This is a genomic window from Allohahella sp. A8 (assembly GCF_047946665.1).
Taxonomy (GTDB): domain Bacteria; phylum Pseudomonadota; class Gammaproteobacteria; order Pseudomonadales; family Oleiphilaceae; genus Allohahella.
The window spans coordinates 4117442-4136552 of the sequence record NZ_CP172312.1 but is presented as its reverse complement, the minus strand read 5'-3'; the positions used below and the strand labels follow the sequence as shown (position 1 = coordinate 4136552).

At 55.9% G+C, this 19111-nt stretch carries 14 protein-coding genes; 13 read left to right on the top strand and 1 reads right to left on the bottom strand.

The features are described 5' to 3' along the window. The 13 genes from ACH3PB_RS18530 to ACH3PB_RS18470 all read left to right on the top strand — a co-directional run bounded on the left by ACH3PB_RS18530 (window position 1) and on the right by ACH3PB_RS18470 (window position 17972). A complete protein-coding gene (locus ACH3PB_RS18530) occupies window positions 1–1752 on the top strand; it encodes an ABC transporter substrate-binding protein (protein ID WP_416396933.1) in 1752 nt (583 codons plus the stop codon). Between the two features lie 514 nt (window positions 1753–2266). Continuing rightward, window positions 2267–3577 (top strand): nucleotide sugar dehydrogenase, encoded by a 1311-nt coding sequence (locus ACH3PB_RS18525; protein ID WP_416396932.1) that lies wholly within the window; start codon window positions 2267–2269, stop codon window positions 3575–3577. Window positions 3578–3612: 35 nt separating this feature from the next. Then, window positions 3613–5145, top strand: a complete 1533-nt coding sequence (locus ACH3PB_RS18520) for a glycosyltransferase family 2 protein (protein WP_416396931.1) — start codon at window positions 3613–3615, stop codon at window positions 5143–5145. A gap of 10 nt (window positions 5146–5155) precedes the next feature. After that, window positions 5156–6382, top strand: a complete 1227-nt coding sequence (locus tag ACH3PB_RS18515) for a PilZ domain-containing protein (protein ID WP_416396930.1) — start codon at window positions 5156–5158, stop codon at window positions 6380–6382. After that, a complete protein-coding gene (locus ACH3PB_RS18510; protein WP_416396929.1) occupies window positions 6382–7761 on the top strand; it encodes a hypothetical protein in 1380 nt (459 codons plus the stop codon). The genes ACH3PB_RS18515 and ACH3PB_RS18510 overlap by 1 nt, the downstream gene beginning before the upstream one ends. Beyond that, window positions 7758–9137, top strand: a complete 1380-nt coding sequence (locus ACH3PB_RS18505; protein WP_416396928.1) for a hypothetical protein — start codon at window positions 7758–7760, stop codon at window positions 9135–9137. Before ACH3PB_RS18510 ends, ACH3PB_RS18505 begins: the two co-directional genes overlap by 4 nt. Window positions 9138–9155: 18 nt before the next feature. Continuing rightward, window positions 9156–10580, top strand: a complete 1425-nt coding sequence (locus ACH3PB_RS18500; RefSeq protein WP_416396926.1) for an MBOAT family O-acyltransferase — start codon at window positions 9156–9158, stop codon at window positions 10578–10580. A 9-nt stretch (window positions 10581–10589) separates the two neighbouring features. Beyond that, window positions 10590–11693, top strand: a complete 1104-nt coding sequence (locus ACH3PB_RS18495; RefSeq protein ID WP_416396924.1) for an alginate O-acetyltransferase AlgX-related protein — start codon at window positions 10590–10592, stop codon at window positions 11691–11693. 26 nt (window positions 11694–11719) lie between these two features. Next, window positions 11720–12385, top strand: coding sequence for an alginate O-acetyltransferase AlgF (locus tag ACH3PB_RS18490; protein WP_416396923.1), 666 nt, complete (start codon window positions 11720–11722; stop codon window positions 12383–12385). A gap of 38 nt (window positions 12386–12423) precedes the next feature. Then, window positions 12424–13845 carry an alginate O-acetyltransferase AlgX-related protein gene (locus ACH3PB_RS18485; RefSeq protein WP_416396922.1) on the top strand — a complete coding sequence of 474 codons (1422 nt, stop codon included), beginning with the start codon at window positions 12424–12426 and terminating at the stop codon, window positions 13843–13845. After that, window positions 13833–14948: an alginate lyase family protein gene (locus ACH3PB_RS18480; protein ID WP_416396921.1), complete on the top strand. Its 1116-nt coding sequence runs from the start codon at window positions 13833–13835 to the stop codon at window positions 14946–14948. The genes ACH3PB_RS18485 and ACH3PB_RS18480 overlap by 13 nt, the downstream gene beginning before the upstream one ends. Then, window positions 14945–16456: a right-handed parallel beta-helix repeat-containing protein gene (locus ACH3PB_RS18475; protein WP_416396920.1), complete on the top strand. Its 1512-nt coding sequence runs from the start codon at window positions 14945–14947 to the stop codon at window positions 16454–16456. The genes ACH3PB_RS18480 and ACH3PB_RS18475 overlap by 4 nt, the downstream gene beginning before the upstream one ends. Before the next feature lies 1 nt (window position 16457). Next, window positions 16458–17972, top strand: a complete 1515-nt coding sequence (locus ACH3PB_RS18470; protein WP_416396919.1) for a mannose-1-phosphate guanylyltransferase/mannose-6-phosphate isomerase — start codon at window positions 16458–16460, stop codon at window positions 17970–17972. Here ACH3PB_RS18470 and ACH3PB_RS18465 read toward each other — a convergent pair. After that, window positions 17963–19006 (bottom strand): alginate lyase family protein, encoded by a 1044-nt coding sequence (locus ACH3PB_RS18465; protein WP_416396918.1) that lies wholly within the window; start codon window positions 19004–19006, stop codon window positions 17963–17965. The two genes, ACH3PB_RS18470 and ACH3PB_RS18465, sit on opposite strands and share 10 nt — an antisense overlap. Window positions 19007–19111: the final 105 nt, after the last annotated feature.

Genomic DNA, 19111 nt, shown 5'->3' with positions numbered 1-19111 from the left:
ATGATAGAAGTACATGAGAAACAATCGAAAGCGAGTCCGGCAAAGTACATGCTGAGGCGTGCACTGCTGCCGGCAGCCATCTGCATGGCGATCTCGACGCCATCGATCGCAGACATGAAGGCTGCCGAGAATTTCCTCAACAAGGAGATTGGTGAACTTTCTTCTCTGAGCAAGGAAGAGCAGAAGAAAGAGATGCAGTGGTTCATCGAAGCCGCCAAACCGTTCAAGGGTATGGACATCAAAGTCGTTTCAGAAACCATTGCCACGCACGAATATGAATCGAAAGTTCTCGCCGATGCATTCACCAAAATCACCGGGATCAAGGTGACTCATGACCTGATCGGTGAAGGAGACGTCGTCGAAAAACTGCAGACCCAGATGCAATCCGGCGAAAATATCTACGACGCCTACGTCAATGATTCAGACCTGATTGGGACGCACTGGCGTTATCAGCAGGTGCGTAACCTCACCGACTGGATGAAAGGTGAAGGCAAGGATGTCACCTCGCCCACGCTGGATATCGAGGATTTCGTTGGCATCTCGTTCACCACGGCACCGGATGACAAGATTTATCAGCTGCCCACCCAGCAGTTCGCCAACCTGTACTGGTTCAGGTATGACTGGTTCAACGACGAGAAGAACAAGGCCGACTTCAAGAAGAAGTATGGCTATGAACTCGGTGTTCCGGTCAATTGGTCTGCCTATGAAGATATTGCAGAGTTCTTTACCGGCCGTGAGATCGACGGCCAGAAAGTCTACGGACACATGGACTACGGCAAGAAGGATCCATCGCTTGGCTGGCGTTTTACCGATGCCTGGCTATCAATGGCCGGTGCCGGCGACAAGGGTCTGCCTAACGGCCTGCCCGTCGACGAGTGGGGCATCCGCGTTAATGACAAGAGCCAGCCTACAGGCTCCTGTATGGCCAGAGGCGGTGCGACCAACTCGCCGGCCGCGGTCTACTCCATCGCCAAGTACATCGACTGGCTGAACAAGTACGCACCGCCTGAAGCGGCTGGCATGGTGTTCGGCGAAGCCGGTCCTGTGCCCGCGCAAGGCAACGTGGCCCAGCAGATTTTCTGGTATACCGCGTTCACGGCTGACATGGTCAAGGACGGCATCCCGGTAGTGAACGAGGACGGTTCGCCCAAGTGGCGTATGGCGCCCTCGCCTCGCGGCGCTTATTGGCAGGAAGGCATGAAGCTGGGCTATCAGGATGCCGGCTCATGGACGCTGATGAAGTCCACACCGATCGAGCGAGCCAAGGCGGCCTGGCTTTACGCCCAGTTCGTCACTTCGAAAACGGTGGATGTGAAAAAATCGCATGTCGGTCTGACCTTCGTGCGGGAGTCGACCATTCAGGATGAAAGCTTCACAGAACGTGCGCCGAAGCTGGGCGGACTCGTCGAATTCTATCGATCGCCTGCCCGTGTACAGTGGACGCCAACCGGCACCAACGTCCCTGACTATCCAAAGCTGGCTCAGCTCTGGTGGCAGAACATCGGTGATGCGTCCTCCGGTGCCAAAACCCCGCAGGCAGCCATGGATTCACTGTGTGAAGCTCAGGAAAAAGTACTGTCACGTCTCGAGCGTGCTGGTATCCAGGGTGAGCTCGGTCCAAAGCTGAATGAGGAAAAGAGCGCCGATCATTGGTTGAAGCAGGACGGTGCTCCGAAACAGAAGCTGAGCAACGAGAAGCCCAAGCCGATTACCGTCAACTATGACGAGCTGGTGAAAAGCTGGTCTAAATAGCGGTCACTTCAGGGACTGGTCTCAGCCTGGTCCCTTTCCCTGAACACAAAAGCGCCCCCACGGGGCGCTTTTTTTATGCCTGGCTCGAAGCGCTTTCTACCAATGTAATACCTGCCATCCCCTGAAAACCGAAATGGTGCAAGGTCGGCGCCCGGCACAGCAACAGTGCAGAAAACCGTCCCCAACCAGCCATTTGGCCTAGTTTAGCCGCCCCGAAAATCTTGTTTAACCTCAATATTCCAAAAGCTTAGCCACACCTGGCCCTATATTTGCTAAAACTGTCTTTGTTACAAAAAACCTTATAAAAATTACAAAAGCGGTCGATATTTTGTCATTTGTAACATATTGTTAACGAGGCTTTCCTAGTGTGAGCCCCTCTGGCAGTCGGCAACCTGCGCAAGACAGGATAAAAAAATGCTGCCAGCGAGGATGCATCGCACTTTGTCAATAGTGCCTTGACCTCGGCAGCAACATCTTGAGATTGCTGCCACGCAAATAGTCGAAGGGGAAGAATATGGATATCAGTATTTTCGGTTTGGGTTACGTCGGCGCAGTGTGCAGTGCCTGTCTCGCACACAGCGGCCATCGAATCATCGGCGTGGACGTCAGTCAGCTCAAGATAGATCTCGTCAACAGTGGGCGATCACCCATAGTGGAGCACGGCCTGGGTGAACTGATAGCCGAAGGCGTGACCAATGGGCGCCTGAGAGCCTCTACAGACGTCCGGAACGCCGTGCTGGAAACCTCCGTAAGCTTCGTATGTGTCGGCACCCCCAGCAATGCGAATGGTAGTCTTGCGACGCATTACCTCGAAGCCGTATGTCAGCAAATCGGGGAAGTTCTCGCTGAGAAGGAGAACTACCATCTCGTTGTGATTCGCAGCACTGTACTGCCCGGCACGGTCCTGGACCTCGTACTGCCAATACTTGAACTCTGTTCGGGCAAGAAAGCAGGTGTAGACTTCGGGCTGGCAATGAACCCGGAGTTTCTCCGCGAAAGCACGGCTATCGAAGATTTCTACGAGCCCGAGATTACGGTTCTGGGCGAATTCGATCAGCGCTCCGGCGATGTGCTGGAAAGCATTTACGATTTCCTCGACACGCCCATCATCAGGAAAACCATTCCTGTTGCCGAAATGATCAAGTACACCTGCAACGCCTGGCACGCCACCAAGGTTGCCTTCGCCAACGAAATCGGCAGTGTGGCCAAGAAACTCGGCGTTGATGGCCGAGAAGTCATGACAGTGGTCTGTCAGGACAAGAAACTGAATATTTCGCCCTACTACATGCGTCCAGGCTTCGCGTTTGGTGGCTCCTGTCTGCCGAAGGACGTGCGCGCCCTCACCTATCTGGGACGCAACAAGGACCTTAAGCTGCCGCTGCTGGAATCTCTGCTGCCGAGCAACAGCTCGCACATCAGTTCCGGGTTCAACATCATCGAAGGCACGGGCAAGCGACGCATCGGCGTACTCGGGATCAGCTTCAAGGCGGGCACCGACGATCTGCGGGAAAGCCCCGTAGTAGAGCTGGTTGAAATGCTCTTCGGCAAAGGCTACGACATCAAGATCTACGACAAGAACGTCGACTATGCGCGAGTCCATGGCGCCAACAAGGAGTATATCGAGACGCGGATACCGCACGTTTCGAACATGCTCATGAAAAGCATCGAGGAAGTTGTTGACGGATCGGACGTGATTGTCCTGGGCAATGCCAGCGAAGAGTTCCGGGCTATCGCAGATTCTGTCGATGTCAGTAAGCAGATCATAGATCTCGTCGGCTTCATGACCAAGGTCAGCTGCAGCCAGAAGCTTGGGATATGTTGGTAGGCGCTGAATAGCTCGCTGATCCGACTGGCTGTAACATGGCTACTAACGCGCCCCGCGCCTCGTCCACATCGCGTGCACTGGCAGTCCAGCTGTTCGGCTGGGGCTGCCTCTTTGCCACGCTTTTTCTGCTTGCCGCTGCGGTCGACCCGGCCTACGTCGACTCGAATTCAGGCAAGTTCATCTTTGTGCTCGGCGCTATCGGCGTCTGGCGTTATGGCAATGCCATCACCCACTATGTAAGGGCCCTGGTTTTCCTGCACATCACGTTCCCGCGCTTTCGCAGTCGAACAGATGCACTTGGCGATGATGCGCTGCCCTCTGAGTTCTACATGGTGGTGACCAGCTTTCGGATTCCTGTTCACACCACCCACGATGTCTATCGGTCGGTGTTCATGGAGTGTGCGAACATTCCACGGCCAATCACCATCATTGCCTCTATCGTGGAACGCGGCGATGAGCGACTAATCATCGATATCTTTCGATCTATCGCAGCTGACAATGATCACCTGACATTGAAGATCGTTCGGGCGCGTGGCACTGGCAAACGCGATGGCCTGGCCCACGCTTTCAGAGCCCTGTCACGTTGCATGCCGGCAGCTGACGCTGTAGTTGGTGTGGTGGATGGTGATACCCGCCTGGAACACGACAGCATCATCAGAGCTGTCAGCTGCTTTTCACTCTTACCGAACGTAGGTGGCCTCACCACCAATGAATTCTGCGAGGTCGAGGGCAGCAGGATCATGAAGCAGTGGCACTCGATGCGCTTCGCACAGCGTCATATCAACATGTGCAGCATGGCCCTCTCGCATCGTGTGCTGACCATGACCGGCCGTCTCTCGTTCTTCAGGGCGGCAGTACTCACTCACCCGGACTTCATCAGAGATGTGGAAGCTGACTTTCTGGAACATTGGCGGTTGGGCCGCTTTCAGTTCCTGACAGGTGACGACAAGTCCTCCTGGTTCAGTCTCATGAGCCAGGGCTGGGACACATTTTATGTACCCGATAGTCTGACGCTCACGATAGAACACCCGCCGAGCGACAGTTTCTTCGAAGCATCACGCCAGTTGATGTACCGCTGGTATGGCAATTCATTGCGGCAGAATTTTCGCGCAACGCGTGCCTTGGGTCTGAGACGCCTTGGCCTGTTCACCACTTACGTGCTCTACGATCAGCGCCTGTCGATGTGGACCTGCCTACTGGGGTTAAGTGTGAGCGTGACAGCGGGACTCATGTATTCGATACAGTTCCTGCTCGTGTACCTGCTCTGGGTTGCGATATCTCGCACCATTGTTGCACTGCTGTTCGTGTTCACCGGACACAGCGTCGATCCGGTTTATCCGCTGATGCTCTATTACAACCAGATTGTCGGTTCGGCCATGAAGATCTACTCGATGTTCCATCTTGACCAGCAGAGCTGGACCCGGCAGAAGACCACGCTTAATAAATCTACAGTGAGCTTCGATGCAAGACTCAACAAGGTATCCTCAAAAGCCATGCTGTTTTCATCGTTCTCAATTTTCGCAGGTGCTGTAGCCCTGCTGATCGATATTTCCATTCAGGCAACATGAGGTGGCAGAGATGGCTAAGCCAGTGACAGAGGCTCGACTCAACGTGGTACACGAGGCCATCGACGAGCGTCAGCACGTGAGAACCAGACTGCCTGCCAGCGTGCGGCTGACCAGCCAGGGGCAGACACTTGATTGCAAGCTGCTGGATCTCTCGGTGGGCGGCATGGCTCTGGACTGCGGTGGCACTGACGTCAACGCGACATCCAAGGTTGCCCCAATGCTGATACCTGGCGCTCTCGTCGATCTCACCTTGGCGCTCGACCTTCAGCATTGCACTCTGAATCTGGCGATCACTGGCAAGGTCATCGATCATAGTAAATCACTGTTGCGAATTGCTTTCGTGGATCTGGACAGGCAACGCGCCGACACGCTCAGATATCTGCTGTCCTCCTGGCTGTCTGGTGACATTGTGAGTATCGACGGTGTATTCAATGTGGTGCACCGGGAAAACCACATCAAACAGCGAAAAACGAAGGTCGAACTAAACCGCGTCTGGCGTGACCGACTACGAGCGATCGTTGGTACCAGCCTTTACCTCGCAGCCGGTCTCACCATCCTGTCAGTGCTGTTCTGGAAGCTGTTCCTCTATTTCTTCCAGACTAATGCGCTTGCAGCTCATGTCGACAGCCCGGCTTACGTGCTCAGCATGCCAGCGAACGGACAGGTGAACTTTCTCATCGGCACAGGGGCGAAGGAAGTGACACTCGGCGAACCGCTCGCCGTCGTATCGACTCAGCTCGATACCGCGTTCAACACCGCTGATGACCTGCAGGCACTCAACAACCTGACCGGCGAGAATCTGCAGACGCTGCTCGGCAAGGCCTTCATCGAAACGACCATCAGTAGTCCATGTGACTGTCTCGTCTACTTTCCACAAGCACCGATGGATCGATACGCGTACAAGGAGCAGCCGCTCATTCATCTGCTTCCCCGGGATCAGCCGATGTATGTGGAGGCCACCTTTGGTTTCGATCAACTGGCCCGGCTACAGCACGTGGACCGTGTCAGCCTGTCATTGTTCGATTCTGAAGATTTCAGGCATGGCGAAGTGATCAGCACGCACGTCGATCAGGTGAAAGGCACGGTCAAGGTGCGGATTCAACCAGTTCCAGCCCTATCGGCCGATGAATACCTGCAACCTGTCGACGTCAGGATCCTGGCCGGGGTTCCGCTGTACGACTTCTTCAGTGAGACGAAGAACAAACTTGCTACGGCTATGGATGGAGCGCTTCAGTAGTGACTTGCGATCTGGGTCCATTCGGTTTTGCGCAACGGTTGGTACTGTTGGCAATGCTGTTGATGCTGGGTTTGCCTGCCTCTGCAGGCCTGCCTGCACTGCGTGATGCACTGGCCAACGACCCCGACCTGCTTCGTGCCGAGACTGCCGAGGGTAAAGCTGCCATGAGTGAACTGAAGGCATTGGCAGAGTTCGGCCTTGCAGATGCCCACATCATGCTGGCAGCAGAGTTTTCCAGGCGCAATACCTGGCAGGATTTGGAGACCGCCGCACGACACTATGAGCAGGCATTCCACGTCGGCCAGTCACAGGCGCTGGGAGACTACGCCAGAATGCTGCTGAAGCGACCGGCGATGGTCGAGACGAAGGCCAGCTGGTTCACCAGCGCCTTGACTCAATACCCGTGGTACGCCTCATTTGCGAGCGTCCGCAATACGCTCGACGTCTATGCCACCTACCCTGCTCCCTTCACAGAAAAGCAGGTAAACCGACTCTACGACCTCTATGTTCGCGGCTGTCTCGAAGAGTGCCAGAGCGACTATTACGCCGGATTGATTGCAGATCGTCGCGGGCTGGTGGAAGAGGCGGAACGTGCTTATGAACGCGCCGCCAGACAGTCCCTGAGAGGACTGAGCGCCTACTTTGAGTTCCTTGGCAGAAGCGAGGATCTGAAGGCGCGCTTTGAAACCTTTGTGGCGGACCTCGAAACGGAGGCCGATGACCTGCCTTCGCGAATCGTCGCTGGCATCGGTCAGCGACTTCAGACGCTGAACGAAAGCTTCAATGCACTGGTGGTGCAGTGGCTGGACCGGGCCATTGCAATGGGGGAGAGCGAGGCATTGATCAGCAGAATCGAGTACATGCTCGCCCTGCCCGACGCCTTTACCTATGACGACACGGCCGCCCTGATTGAACAGGTCAGACAAACCCATCCAGTGCGAGCAGACCTGCTCAAGGCAAGCATGATGACGACACTGGCATGGAACAGGCTGGACCCCGAAAGCGCGCGTGACCTACTCGAGCAGTTGAAGACAGCGGGCTCCGATGATGCCTGGATCGGCATGGGCGACCTTTACAGCATGGGTGGCCTGGATGAGGTTGACCAGTATGCCGCCATTCGTGAATACGATACTGTCGCGGCACGCGGCAACGGCGCAGCTTTTCAGAAAATTGCGCAGATTTACCGGCAGGGCCGATCGATCTGTTTGGATCACGCCAAGGCCTACGTGTACGCCGAATTTGCGCTTCAGCTTGGAGAGCCAAAAGCTGCCGTATTCATTGCCGAACTGAAGCCCAGGCTGGATGAGGCCGCTCTGGCCAAGCTTGACTCGCTGCGGCTGGCGCTCAGGCAGCGTTATCCATCGAAGAACTTCAGATGAACGCTTATTCAACGACGTCTCTCAGTCTGTGTACCCTCCGCGCGCTTGCAGGGATTTGTCTGATCGTTAGCGCGGTGATCGCACCGATTCCAGTGGAGGCTAGCGAGTGGGACTACGACAGCCAGCTCTCCCTCGATGCTGCACTATCGGACTACGACACGGTGCCAAGTTTCGACGGCTTCTCCGGCACAGCTCGCTACGAAGCCTTTATCGAGTGGGCCTCGCCAGATCGGGACAAGCCACTCTGGTCAGCCCGAATCAGACCCTGGCTCACCTACCGATCGGATCCGGATGCACCTTTTGTCGTCGAAGAAAATCGCTCGGACGTCACCACCGATGGTGCTTATGCCGAACTTCGCGAGTTCGCGGTCACCAGACATTTTGTATTTGGTCAGCCGGAGTGGACGGCATCAGTAGGACGCCAGCAGGTTGCGGAAGACTATGGCTTCTGGTGGGACGACAGTCTTGAGTCCATCCGCCTGCAACTTAACGATACCCTGATGAGAGCTTCACTGACGGTGGGCTCGAAGCAGTATCGCTACAACACTGAGGAGAATGATCTCGCCCCCAATCAGGCCGATCTGCTCTTTGCGCTCGGCCACTACAGTTACCAATACGCCAGCGATCACTGGATCGGCACTCGACTCATAGTCCAGGATGATTATTCTGCCGAGGGCGAAGCAAACGACCAGGTAGATTTCACCGGGATCACACTTGGCGCTGAGCTCATGGCCGATCGCCAGCGTCTCGGCCGAACGCTCTTCGACTATTACCTCGGCGCTGCAGTCATTAGTGGCGAAGCCAGGCTGGCCCAACCGGCTGCCGCAGAAGCGTCGGTAGACACCCTGGGGTGGCTGACCTTTGTAGAACTCGGCCAGCGTTTTCCCGATTTGCCATTGCGTCCAAGATTCGCAATTCGAGCAGCGCTCACCGACAAGCCTGACGAGGCCTTCGAAGGATTTTTCCAGAACGACCTGCAGTCATCTCGAGCGGCTCGAATGAGCGACTTCAACAGCGGCCTGGCCGGCGGCTTCTTCGGTATTCGCATGTCAAATCTCCTGCTCTATGGCGCGCTCGCGCAAGCCGCGCTTGATGAACGCAATCAGTTCCAGCTGTCGTGGTTCAGCCTTCAACGTCGCAATAGGGAAATCGACGTCACGGCCAGCATCGATACTCGCTATGCCGGTGCGAATGGCAAGACCATCGGCAACATACTTGAGCTCAGATACTTCTGGACGATGTTCCCAAGGGCGATTCGTGAGGAGTACCTGACGACCAGCCTGCTGATGACGGCCAGTGTGTTCAATCCCGGCAATGCCCTGGCCAGTAATGGCACGGACTCACTGCTGGCTATCGGACTTGATGTCCAATATTGACAAAGGGATGGCGTTGAAATGATTTTCACATCGAATATTTTCGTCTTTCTCTATCTGCCTCTGTTTCTGGCGCTGTACTACCTGGTCAAGCCGTCGTGGCGATCTCACGTCATCGTCCTGGGTAGTTACATGTTCTACGCCTGGTGGCGCCCAGATTTCCTCTTTCTCTTTGTCGGTATCACGTACTGGAACTATCTCTTCGGCCTGCGGATATACGCACTCCGTGACAGCGATCGCAAAGCCGCCTTCCGCTGGCTGACGGTTGGGGTCGTAGGCAACCTGCTTACGCTTGGCTACTTCAAGTACGCCAACTTTGGTGCTGAAGCAATCGGTTCTGCCATGGCGCAATTCGGTCTCGATCCATTCGTGATGGAAAACATCATCCTGCCCCTGGGCATATCGTTCTATGTGTTTCAGGCGCTCAGCTACATTGTGGACATCTACCGCAAGGATGCCGACCCGACCGACCGCTTTGTCGACTTTGCCGCTTTCATATCACTGTTCCCCCAGCTCATCGCCGGTCCAATTCTCCGTTACGAAGTCATTGCCAGTCAGCTCAGAGCACGCGTGCATTCCTTCGACTTGTTCTCGCTCGGGGTCTGCCGCTTCATGCTCGGCTTTTCCAAGAAAGTACTCATCGCTGACTCGCTCGCGCCAATCAGCGCCTACTACCTCGCCATCAATGAGCCCACGATGGCAGAGGCCTGGTTCGGGAGCCTCGTATCCATACTCCAGCTCTACTTCGACTTCTCCGGTTATAGCGATATGGCCATCGGCCTCGGCATGATGATGGGCTTCCGCTTTTCGGAAAACTTCAATCAGCCCTTTCTCTGCATGAGCATGACCGAGTTCTGGCGCCGCTGGCACATGACGCTCTCCGGCTTCCTGCGTGATTACGTCTTTGTTCCCCTGATCAAGACCGGGTGGATGGGTGCGGCTGCGGCCTCACTGCTTACCATGTTTCTGTCAGGTATCTGGCATGGCGCAAGCTTCTCGTTCATCTTTTTCGGCCTCTACTTCGGCCTGATCATTTTCGTGGAGCGACGCTATAACTGGGTCACCAACATCGATTCGCCCTACCGCTTCAGCCGAAATCTGCTCGCTGTCGGGATGGTCGTTATGGCCATGCCGTTATTCAGCACCGGCGATCTCGGTAAGTCGATCGAGATCTATGCTGGGGCCTTTGGCATGAATGGCATCGGCAATATCGACAACTATCTGTACCTCACCTCAGCGACCAGCTTCGCCTTTGTATTCATTGCTGTGGCCTGGATTATAGTGGCCGGCGTCATCAATCGCCGCTTCTATGATCTCAAGCCAGAGCAGTATTTCATGCAGCACGTTGGCGGCCTGCACGCAGTACTGCTGTGGGTGGCGTTTGGCCTGTCGATTACCAAGCTCGCTGCAGGCAGTTTCTCACCATTCCTGTACTTCCAGTTCTAGGAGAAGACCATGTTTCCAGTCATGCAAAGTGCAAGCAGGGTTAACGGTGTCCTTTTCATCGTCATGCTGGCGGGTATGCTGGTGTACTCCCTGCCGCAGCTCTGGCGTTTCGCCACCACGGAAAAGGATGCAGCCTCACTCTTTCTGAGCGGCGAGCTGTCACGGAAATTCGAAAGAGCTTACGACAGTGAATTCTTCGTTAGGGAAGCCGCCATTGAAGCCTGGTCGAACTTGAGTTACTGGGCCTTCGATGAAGGTCTTTCAGGCGTAATCATTGGCAAAGACGGCTGGCTATTCACCAATCAGGAGCATCTCTTCCCCCAGAACATGGACGCCGTCGTGGAGCGCGAGTTGCGGGCGGTCAGAGAAGCTGCTGATGTCCTGAAGCGAGCTGGCAAACGGCTCGTAGTACTTCCGGTCCCCATGAAGGTCGATGTGTATAGCGACTATGCGCGGTATGCCGTCGACGACAAGGCGGCAGCACTGCACAGCGCGTTTCTGACAGGGCTGACCGCAAGCGGTATCGAGTTCGCCGATGTCCGTCCGGCTTTCCTCGCCCATAAAAATGAAGCGCCGCTGTATCTCAAGCGCGATACACACTGGACTTCACACGGCGCCAGACTCGCCGCCCAGACACTGGCCGTCAGCTTTCCCGATCTGGTGGGCGCCACCAGTTTCACGACTGAGCCTTTGGGTAGTACCGAGTTCAAGGGCGATCTGACGAACTTCATCAAGATGAGCGAATGGCTGGCGCCCGAGCTCGTCGAAATCGAGCGAATAGACCGGTTTCAGACTATTGCAGCAACAAGCGTTGAGGATGAATCGGCCCTCTTCGGCGAATCAACCGTGGAGGTGGCCCTTGTCGGATCGAGCTACACCAAGATGGACGAGTGGAACCTGTCGGGCTTCGTCAAGGAAGCCATCCGCTCTGACCTCATCACTGTCGCCGTCGAAGCCAAAGGCCCTGTTGCGGCCATGGAAGAATTTTTCGCTGCAGGCCTCCCTGCAGACAAGGACCTGAAAACAATCATCTGGGAGTTCCCGGTGCGCTCGCTGCTTTCTCAGGAAAACAGCTACGCCAGTTGGCGAGCTACCGTCGATCAACTGCTTTGAACTGACCATCATCAAAGGTGAACACTATGTCGCACAATTCGTTCAGGCCGCTCGTCTGGCTACAGATCTGCATTTTTACCGTCTTTGCCCTCAACGGAGCTCTGGCCACCGCCAAGGATGGCAACGAGGCGCTCTATGACGCAACCGCTCCGGCAGACTCGGCTTTCGCACGCGTCATCAATCTCGCGGACAAGACCGCTTCGGTCAAATTCGAAGGCAAGACCGCTGTACAAACCGTCGGCGCCTATCAGGTGAGTGATTATGTCTTCTTCACAGGTGGCAAGACCCAGACCATCGAGGTGAATGGTGAAAGTCTCGTACAGGCCTTCCCTACGAATAGTGCCTGGACCCTGGTCTTCGCAGACGGAAAACTGACTCCAATAGAGGACAAGTACTATCAGGGACGCAAGAAGGCACAGGTTTCGTTCTACAACCTGAGCGAACAGCCTCTGGACCTCAAGACTGGCGATGGCAAGCATGCTGTCGTCGCCAATGTTGCGCCAATGGCGAACGGTCAGCGCGAGATCAACGAAGTCAGAATTGGTCTGACAGCTTGGGCGGCCAGTACGGCAGCGGCTGCCTTTGAACCAACTTTTCTCAAGAAGGGTCGCTCTTACAGCTATGTCGTGTATCCACACGCAGGGTCGCTGAAGCCAATAGTCGTTGCTGACGCCATTACCAGTCTGGAATAGCCTGAGCTGTTGAATCGAACGATGTCCTGGAGCGCTGAATGGTGAGTTCGTATCAGAGTCTGCAAGCCATCCTCGTACTGCTTGCTCTCCTGCTTTTGCCCCGGTTTGCCGTAGCCGATGCACTGCAGGCAGAACAGCCGTGTGAAGACCTCGAGTGTCTCTTGTGCGAAGGCCTGACCGACAGTAGCCACTATGCCGAGGGCGTCATGAAGGCCATGAGCCAGATCGCGCCTGGTCACGATAACTGGCTGTTCAGATCCGACTTCGATCTGAGTAACGACTTTGGTATCCCAGAGAACATGGTGCCCCAGTTCAGGCGTTTAATCGCGGCGCTCAGAGCGCGCGGTACGGAAGTCGCCATGGTGGTGCAGCCAACGCGGGGCATGCTTCATGCTGACAAGGTACGCGAAGACAGGCGCTACGGTTTCGACCCTATGCTGGCACGCGATCGTCTGACTCATTTCCTCGCCCAGTTGAGCGAGGCTGGCGCCATCGTGCCTGACGTCACTCGCCTCCTCGACCAAGCGCTGGCTGAAGACTATTTCTTTCGACGGGATCATCACTGGACCCCCTTTGGCGCCAGAGTGACCGCCGAACTCGTCATTGAAGCCCTGCTCGCTCATCCGGTATATGAAGCGCTAGCCGAGAAACACTTCGTGACCGAGTCCATCACCAAGATCGCGAAAGACGGCACCATGAACCGAGCGCTTCGGCAGATCTGCGGCAACAACTATGGTTTTCAGTACGTGCAGGGGTATCAGACTGTGCCTGCAGACGAAGGCGCAGATGCCCTGTTCGGCGACAGTGGCGACCCAGAGGTCGTGCTGATCGGTACGAGCAACAGCGCCTCTCGCGACGAGGCCTTCAAGAACTACAATTTCGATGGTTTTTTGAAGGCGGGCCTGTCGGTGGACATCCTCAATTATGCGCTGCCGGGCGCCGGACAGGATGGGTCCCTGCTGAACTATTTGCTTTCCGAAGACTACGATCCGGAGGCTGCACCCAAGCTCATCATCTGGGAGCATCCCGCCAACTGGCGCCTTGAAGATCCGCTGATGTACAGGGAGTTGCTGCCCGCGATCAGTGGTGGCTGCCGCCTCAACAGCAAGCTTGTACCACCACTTACGCGGGCGCTCCCTGCGATGGCGGCAGGCACACGAGTGGAACTCTTCGCCAACGCCGGCAGACGGCAGCACAACTTCACCGGGCAGCGGGGCTTCGTGGAGCTTAATTTTTCCGATGCGGACATCAGGGACTTCTACCTCATTACTTACTACGACAATGGTGTAAGAGACAAGGTCTGGTTCCGCCGCTCCGCTGCCGTGATGGGTGGGCGTTACCTTCTCGAACTCAGCACAGATGCCAATGTCAAAGGCGCCAATCTGCTGTCTGTTTTCTTCGAGCCGAGTGAACCGCTCGAGAGCGATGCCAGCGTGGAGTTCCAGCTATGCGGATATTGAAACTGATAGTCTTCGGTGCACTTAGCCTGGGTGTTGGCACAGCGTGCAGTACGCCATTCGCAGATCCTGTGGACATAGACAACTGCCCAAAACCAGCCCCAGCCCCCTGGACCGGACCACTGCTCATTGAGAGCAAATACGACCAGAGCGATGCCAGCAAATCGACACTGCGGGCGCGCTCTGAGACGTCCGATGCCATTCAGGCCCAGGTTGGAGAGTTCAATAAGGGTTTGGTCCGCTTTGCTGACTACGCCATAGAAAACGCCGACACCGGCAAGGGTGAAACTGCGCTGATCTGCCTCTCCGGTTGGCTGCATACCTGGGCGTCGGGGAATGCGCTGCTGCATAGCGAATCAACCAAAACCGGTGTCGCAGTCAGGAAATGGTCGCTGGCCAGCATTGGCTCGGTTCTGCTCAAACTGGAGCGGGCCATGCCAGAGCGCCTACCGGAGGACCCGGTCAGAAACCGGTGGCTGCAAGCAATGTCTGACCAGGTCATTGCTGACTATGACAAGCGGCTCGATCCTGACTTCAGCTACTTCAACAATCACGATTACTGGGCTGCCTGGGCCGTTGCTACCACCGGCGTGCTATTCAAGAAGCAGGAGCAGCTGGTTTGGGCGGATGCGAGGTTCCGCCGTGCGATCAGACAACTGGAAGTGTCGGATTCCGGAAAATACGCTTGGCTGCCCAATGAAGTTGGTCGACAGCATCTGGCCGCCAATTACACCCATTATGCACTGGTGCCCCTCGTCATGCTGGCGACCGTATTGCCAGAGCACGGTTTCGAACTAAGTGCCGGGACGCAGTCCAAGTTGGATGCGCTCGTGAACTTCGCTGCACAGAGCGTGTTGGACCCCGAACAGCTGGCGGATGTTCTCAGCGTCGATCAGGAGTCGGTCCCCGATTACAAGCTGGCATGGCTGATCCCCTGGTTGAAACACCATCCAGACCATATCCTCGCAAAGGCCTTGTACGTAGACCGCGATGGAGACGTCGATGGCTATAGCCAGGTCGGTGGCAAACTCGAAGCCTGGTTCGGTCTTCCACCAACCGGCGCAAAGGCCAGCTCCAAGCCTGCTTCCCGGGATGCGCGGTCATGACGATAACCGGCCGTCATTTCAAAACGCTGACAAGATCGCTCGGCCTTATCATGTTCATCATGGCCGCCACGCAAGTCCATGCTGTCACAACCGCTTTGCCGATGCCTGAGGTGAAGCAGCTTTCCCGTGCAGATTTCGAGGCAGCCGCTGGCCTACCGCCTGACTGTTGCGAAGACGTGCCTGCGCTGGTATCGCAGCCCTTCCGCACACTGGATGCGGGCACGCGAATCTCGCTGGATACCTTGTTTTCTGCTCAGGCTGGCAGTTGGCTATTCGAGTCACTGGTGCACAACGGGCTCCTGCGGATAGCCAGTCGATATCAGCCGACTCATCCTCGTGCCCTGACCCTGCACAAGGGCAATAGCAGCCTTGCGGGACTGACACGCAAGCTCAATAACCCGTCCATACTCAAGCGGATCGGCCCTGATGAGTCGGGTCGCACGGTGTATAGCCTGCATTACCCTCTGATCATTGGGCAAAACGCCGAATTGACCATCGAAGACGCAGTGCTCTTGCTGGATGCCAACGCTGCTGCGGTCATTGTGAATGCAGGCCAGCTGGCAATTAAGCAGGCCGAAGTCAGGACCCTGCAACCGGACCTCAAAGGGGGCTCCCGTTTCCGCCCTTTCATACTGGCCTGGAACGGGAGTCACACACGACTTGAACAGGCTGAGCTCAGGCAGCTTGGTTATGACGCCTACCTCTCCGGCGGACTGACTGTTGGCCACCATGCCAGTCTTCGCAAGCGCGGCCCAGCCAGTCTCCATGTAGCCGACAGCGTTTTCGACAAACTGGAAACCAGCTTGAGCGGTGATCAGGCTGATATCTACATCAATCGAAGCACTTTCACTGACTCGGCTCGCTATGGCATCGATCTCAGCGCTGGGAATCTTCAAATGGAAGCCAGCAAGGTCGAGCGTACGAAATATAACGCTGGCATGAGGGTCAGAGAGGGCGGTCAGATTCGCATCCAGAATTGCGCCATTAGTCTCACTCATCGAGATGCCCTCAGAATTGAAGGCGCGCTTGGTTCGCTGCTTGTCAGTAACAGTATCTTCGCTTCGGCCGGCGGTGATGGCATCGCCTTTCAGGGGGTGACGATCATGGATGGTCCGCTGCTGCTCGACTCGAACACCATACACGACAGCGCCCGGTCAGGCTTGAGAGCTCAGATGAGTGGCCCGCTGTTGATCAGAAACAATACCTTTTCTGCCAATCAACGCTACGCCGTCCAGGCTGTCTTCAGCGAGTTGTCGGATGGTGAAGCAGTTTGGCTACAGGACAATCTGCTCGCCAACAGTGGTGAAGCCAGCATCAGCACTATTGGTAACGCCAATATCGGCCTGAGCGGCAACCGATTTCGATCCCGCTCCCTAGTTCAACCTGTCGTAAGTGGGCGCCTGGCAACTACGCAGACCCAGATTTTGAAAGCAAGCAAGACGCCCGATCTGGCGATTCAGATTCGGCTGACATCAAACCATCAGCACAGCACCACAGGGAGTAACTGATATGATTCCAGTAATACTTTCAGGCGGTAACGGTTCGAGGCTCTGGCCGCTTTCTCGTCAGGGCTACCCCAAGCAGTTTCTGCCGCTTGTGGGCGAGCAATCCATGTTCCAGCAGACTATTCAGCGTTTACCTGCCGGTCTTTCATCGCCAATCATCGTGACCAATGAGGCACATCGTTTCCTCGTCCAGGAACAGCTGCAAGCCATTGACTGCGACCCGTTACAGATCATTCTTGAACCCTTCGGCAGAAACACCGCACCGGCAGTAGCAATGGCCGCACTTGAGGTACTCTCAAGCGGCCGGGATGACATTATCGCCGTTCTGCCTGCAGACCATTTCATCGGCAACATTCCTGAGTACCACCGAGCCCTGGCTACTGCAAGAGACCGAGCGGCACAAGGAGACCTCGTTCTGTTCGGCATCACACCGACGGCACCTGAAACTGGCTACGGCTATATCAGGACCGGCTCATCGGTTGGGGATCAGGCCAAAGTAGTCCTCGAATTCGTGGAGAAGCCAGACCTGCAGACTGCGATGAGCTATCTCGCAAGTGGTGAATATTTCTGGAATAGCGGCATGTTCGTTTTCAGTGCCCGCCGCTATATCGAAGAACTCGCCGTTCATTATCCCAGGATGTTCGTAAGCTGCGAGCTTGCTTACGAGGCCAGCCAGTCATCAGACGGCTGCCGGCTGCTGGCTCCCGAACAGTTTCGAGACTGCCCGGATGAGTCAATCGATTACGCGCTCATGGAAAAGACAGACGCAGCGACAGCGGTTGCAATGAACGCCGGCTGGAGTGATCTTGGATGCTGGTCCAGCCTGTGGGATACCGAGGCGCGGGATTCAGACGATAATGTGCTGCTCGGCGATGTCGTCAGCCATCGCTCGACAGCGTGCTACGTGCGCTCGGACCATCGTCTGGTGGCGACAGTAGGGGTACAGGATCTGTTCATTGTAGACACAAAGGATGCGGTACTGGTGGCGCATCGAGACTCGGTACAGGAGGTCAAGACCATCGTCGACAAGCTCAAGGCGGCCAGACGCAGCGAGCATGTGGTGCATCGAGAGGTATTCCGACCATGGGGGAGCTATCAAACGACCGACCTGGGCTCGAGGTTCCAGGTCAAGAACATCAAGGTGAAGCCGGGTGCCAGTCTTTCTCTGCAAAAGCATCATCATCGGGCGGAGCACTGGATCGTGGTCAGTGGTACTGCAGAGGTGACTCGCGGGGACGAGGTATTTCTCCTGGGCGAAAACGAGTCGACCTACATACCGGTTGGTGAGGTACATCGTCTCACCAACCCGGGGATCATCCCCCTGGAGATCGTGGAAGTGCAATCCGGCTCGTATCTTGGAGAGGACGATATCATTCGTCTCGACGACATCTACGGCAGAGTCCAGTCTGAGCCCACGACAGCAAGCGCTGAGCCTTCTCTCAAGGCGGCTGAACAGCCCGTAGTTGCCGTCCCGAAAAAGCAGCCGGTACCTGCCGTCGCACTAGCCGCTCAGCGATAGACTCTGGTGAGCTCGCCGCCGATCCGACTGTTTTCTGTCAGGTACCGACCGTAGCGGCTCATCATGTTCGCAGCAGAGACGTGAGTCGGATTATTGCTGCGGTAGACTCGTGCCCATGTGAAGCTGCTGGCCGTCGGTTGCTGCTGGGTTGTCGTGAACAGGTGTTTGTAGGCCGACTTATTCAGGAAGGCCTCAAGCGCCGAAGTTGCAAGAGAGTCCATGATCTGACTCTGCCGATACTGAATTGTGTAACCCAGTGAAGGCAGATACTCCGCCAGCATGGCAAGCGGCGTGAGCGCAAACTGCATATAATGCAACCCCAGGCTGCCGCGCCCTGCCTCGTTAGGCAGGTAATAGGTGCCGGTTCGGGCATCCCAGGCAGCATTCTGCAGGGCATGCTCAAATACCCGGTATGCGTACGATGCGCCTGACCGGGAGCCAGTTGCTGCGTCTATCGAGGCTACCGCCCAGGCGCCCCAATAATCGTGATTGTTCATCTTGCTGTCTTTGGTCGTGAAACGCGGTTCATAGTCCTCAATGACGCGTTCGCCGAGACGTTTAAGCCACAGTTCAGCCTGCTCGCTCATTTGGAACGCGCCTGGTTCCCTTCGCTGCACCTTCAGGATAGCTGAAGCAATGGACGCAATTGTCCATACTCTCACCGCCTGTCCAGTCGGTGTAGCCTCTGCGCTCAGCATGGCACCGGCTGCTGCCCATCGATCCAGCCAGACGTTCATGCAATCCAGTCCAGCACGACCGGCTGATGTGCCTGCTCTTTGATCGTGATAGTCCGCGAAGAATACGATTCTGGCGGCGTAATCACCGAGATAGTCGCGTATTGCCACCGATTGCTTATCGACAGTGCCAAGCGTCGATCGAGAGTAGTCGCTGGAGTCGTACTTACTGTCGACATCGAGGGCGCTAACAAAGGGCGCCATAGGACTTTGTGGACAGGCGGCGGCGAATACGGTTTGCGCCAGCATAGGCAGGGCCAGGGCTAGTGCGCCGGCAAGCAGAGGGGATCGGAATGACATGTCTGAAATCTCGCAAAATAAGCTGGCATAAGTGCCATATCGCGAGAGATACTAAGTCAAATCGTTGTTTTTTAGGGTGTTTTAGCGATACGTTTTGATAGTGCC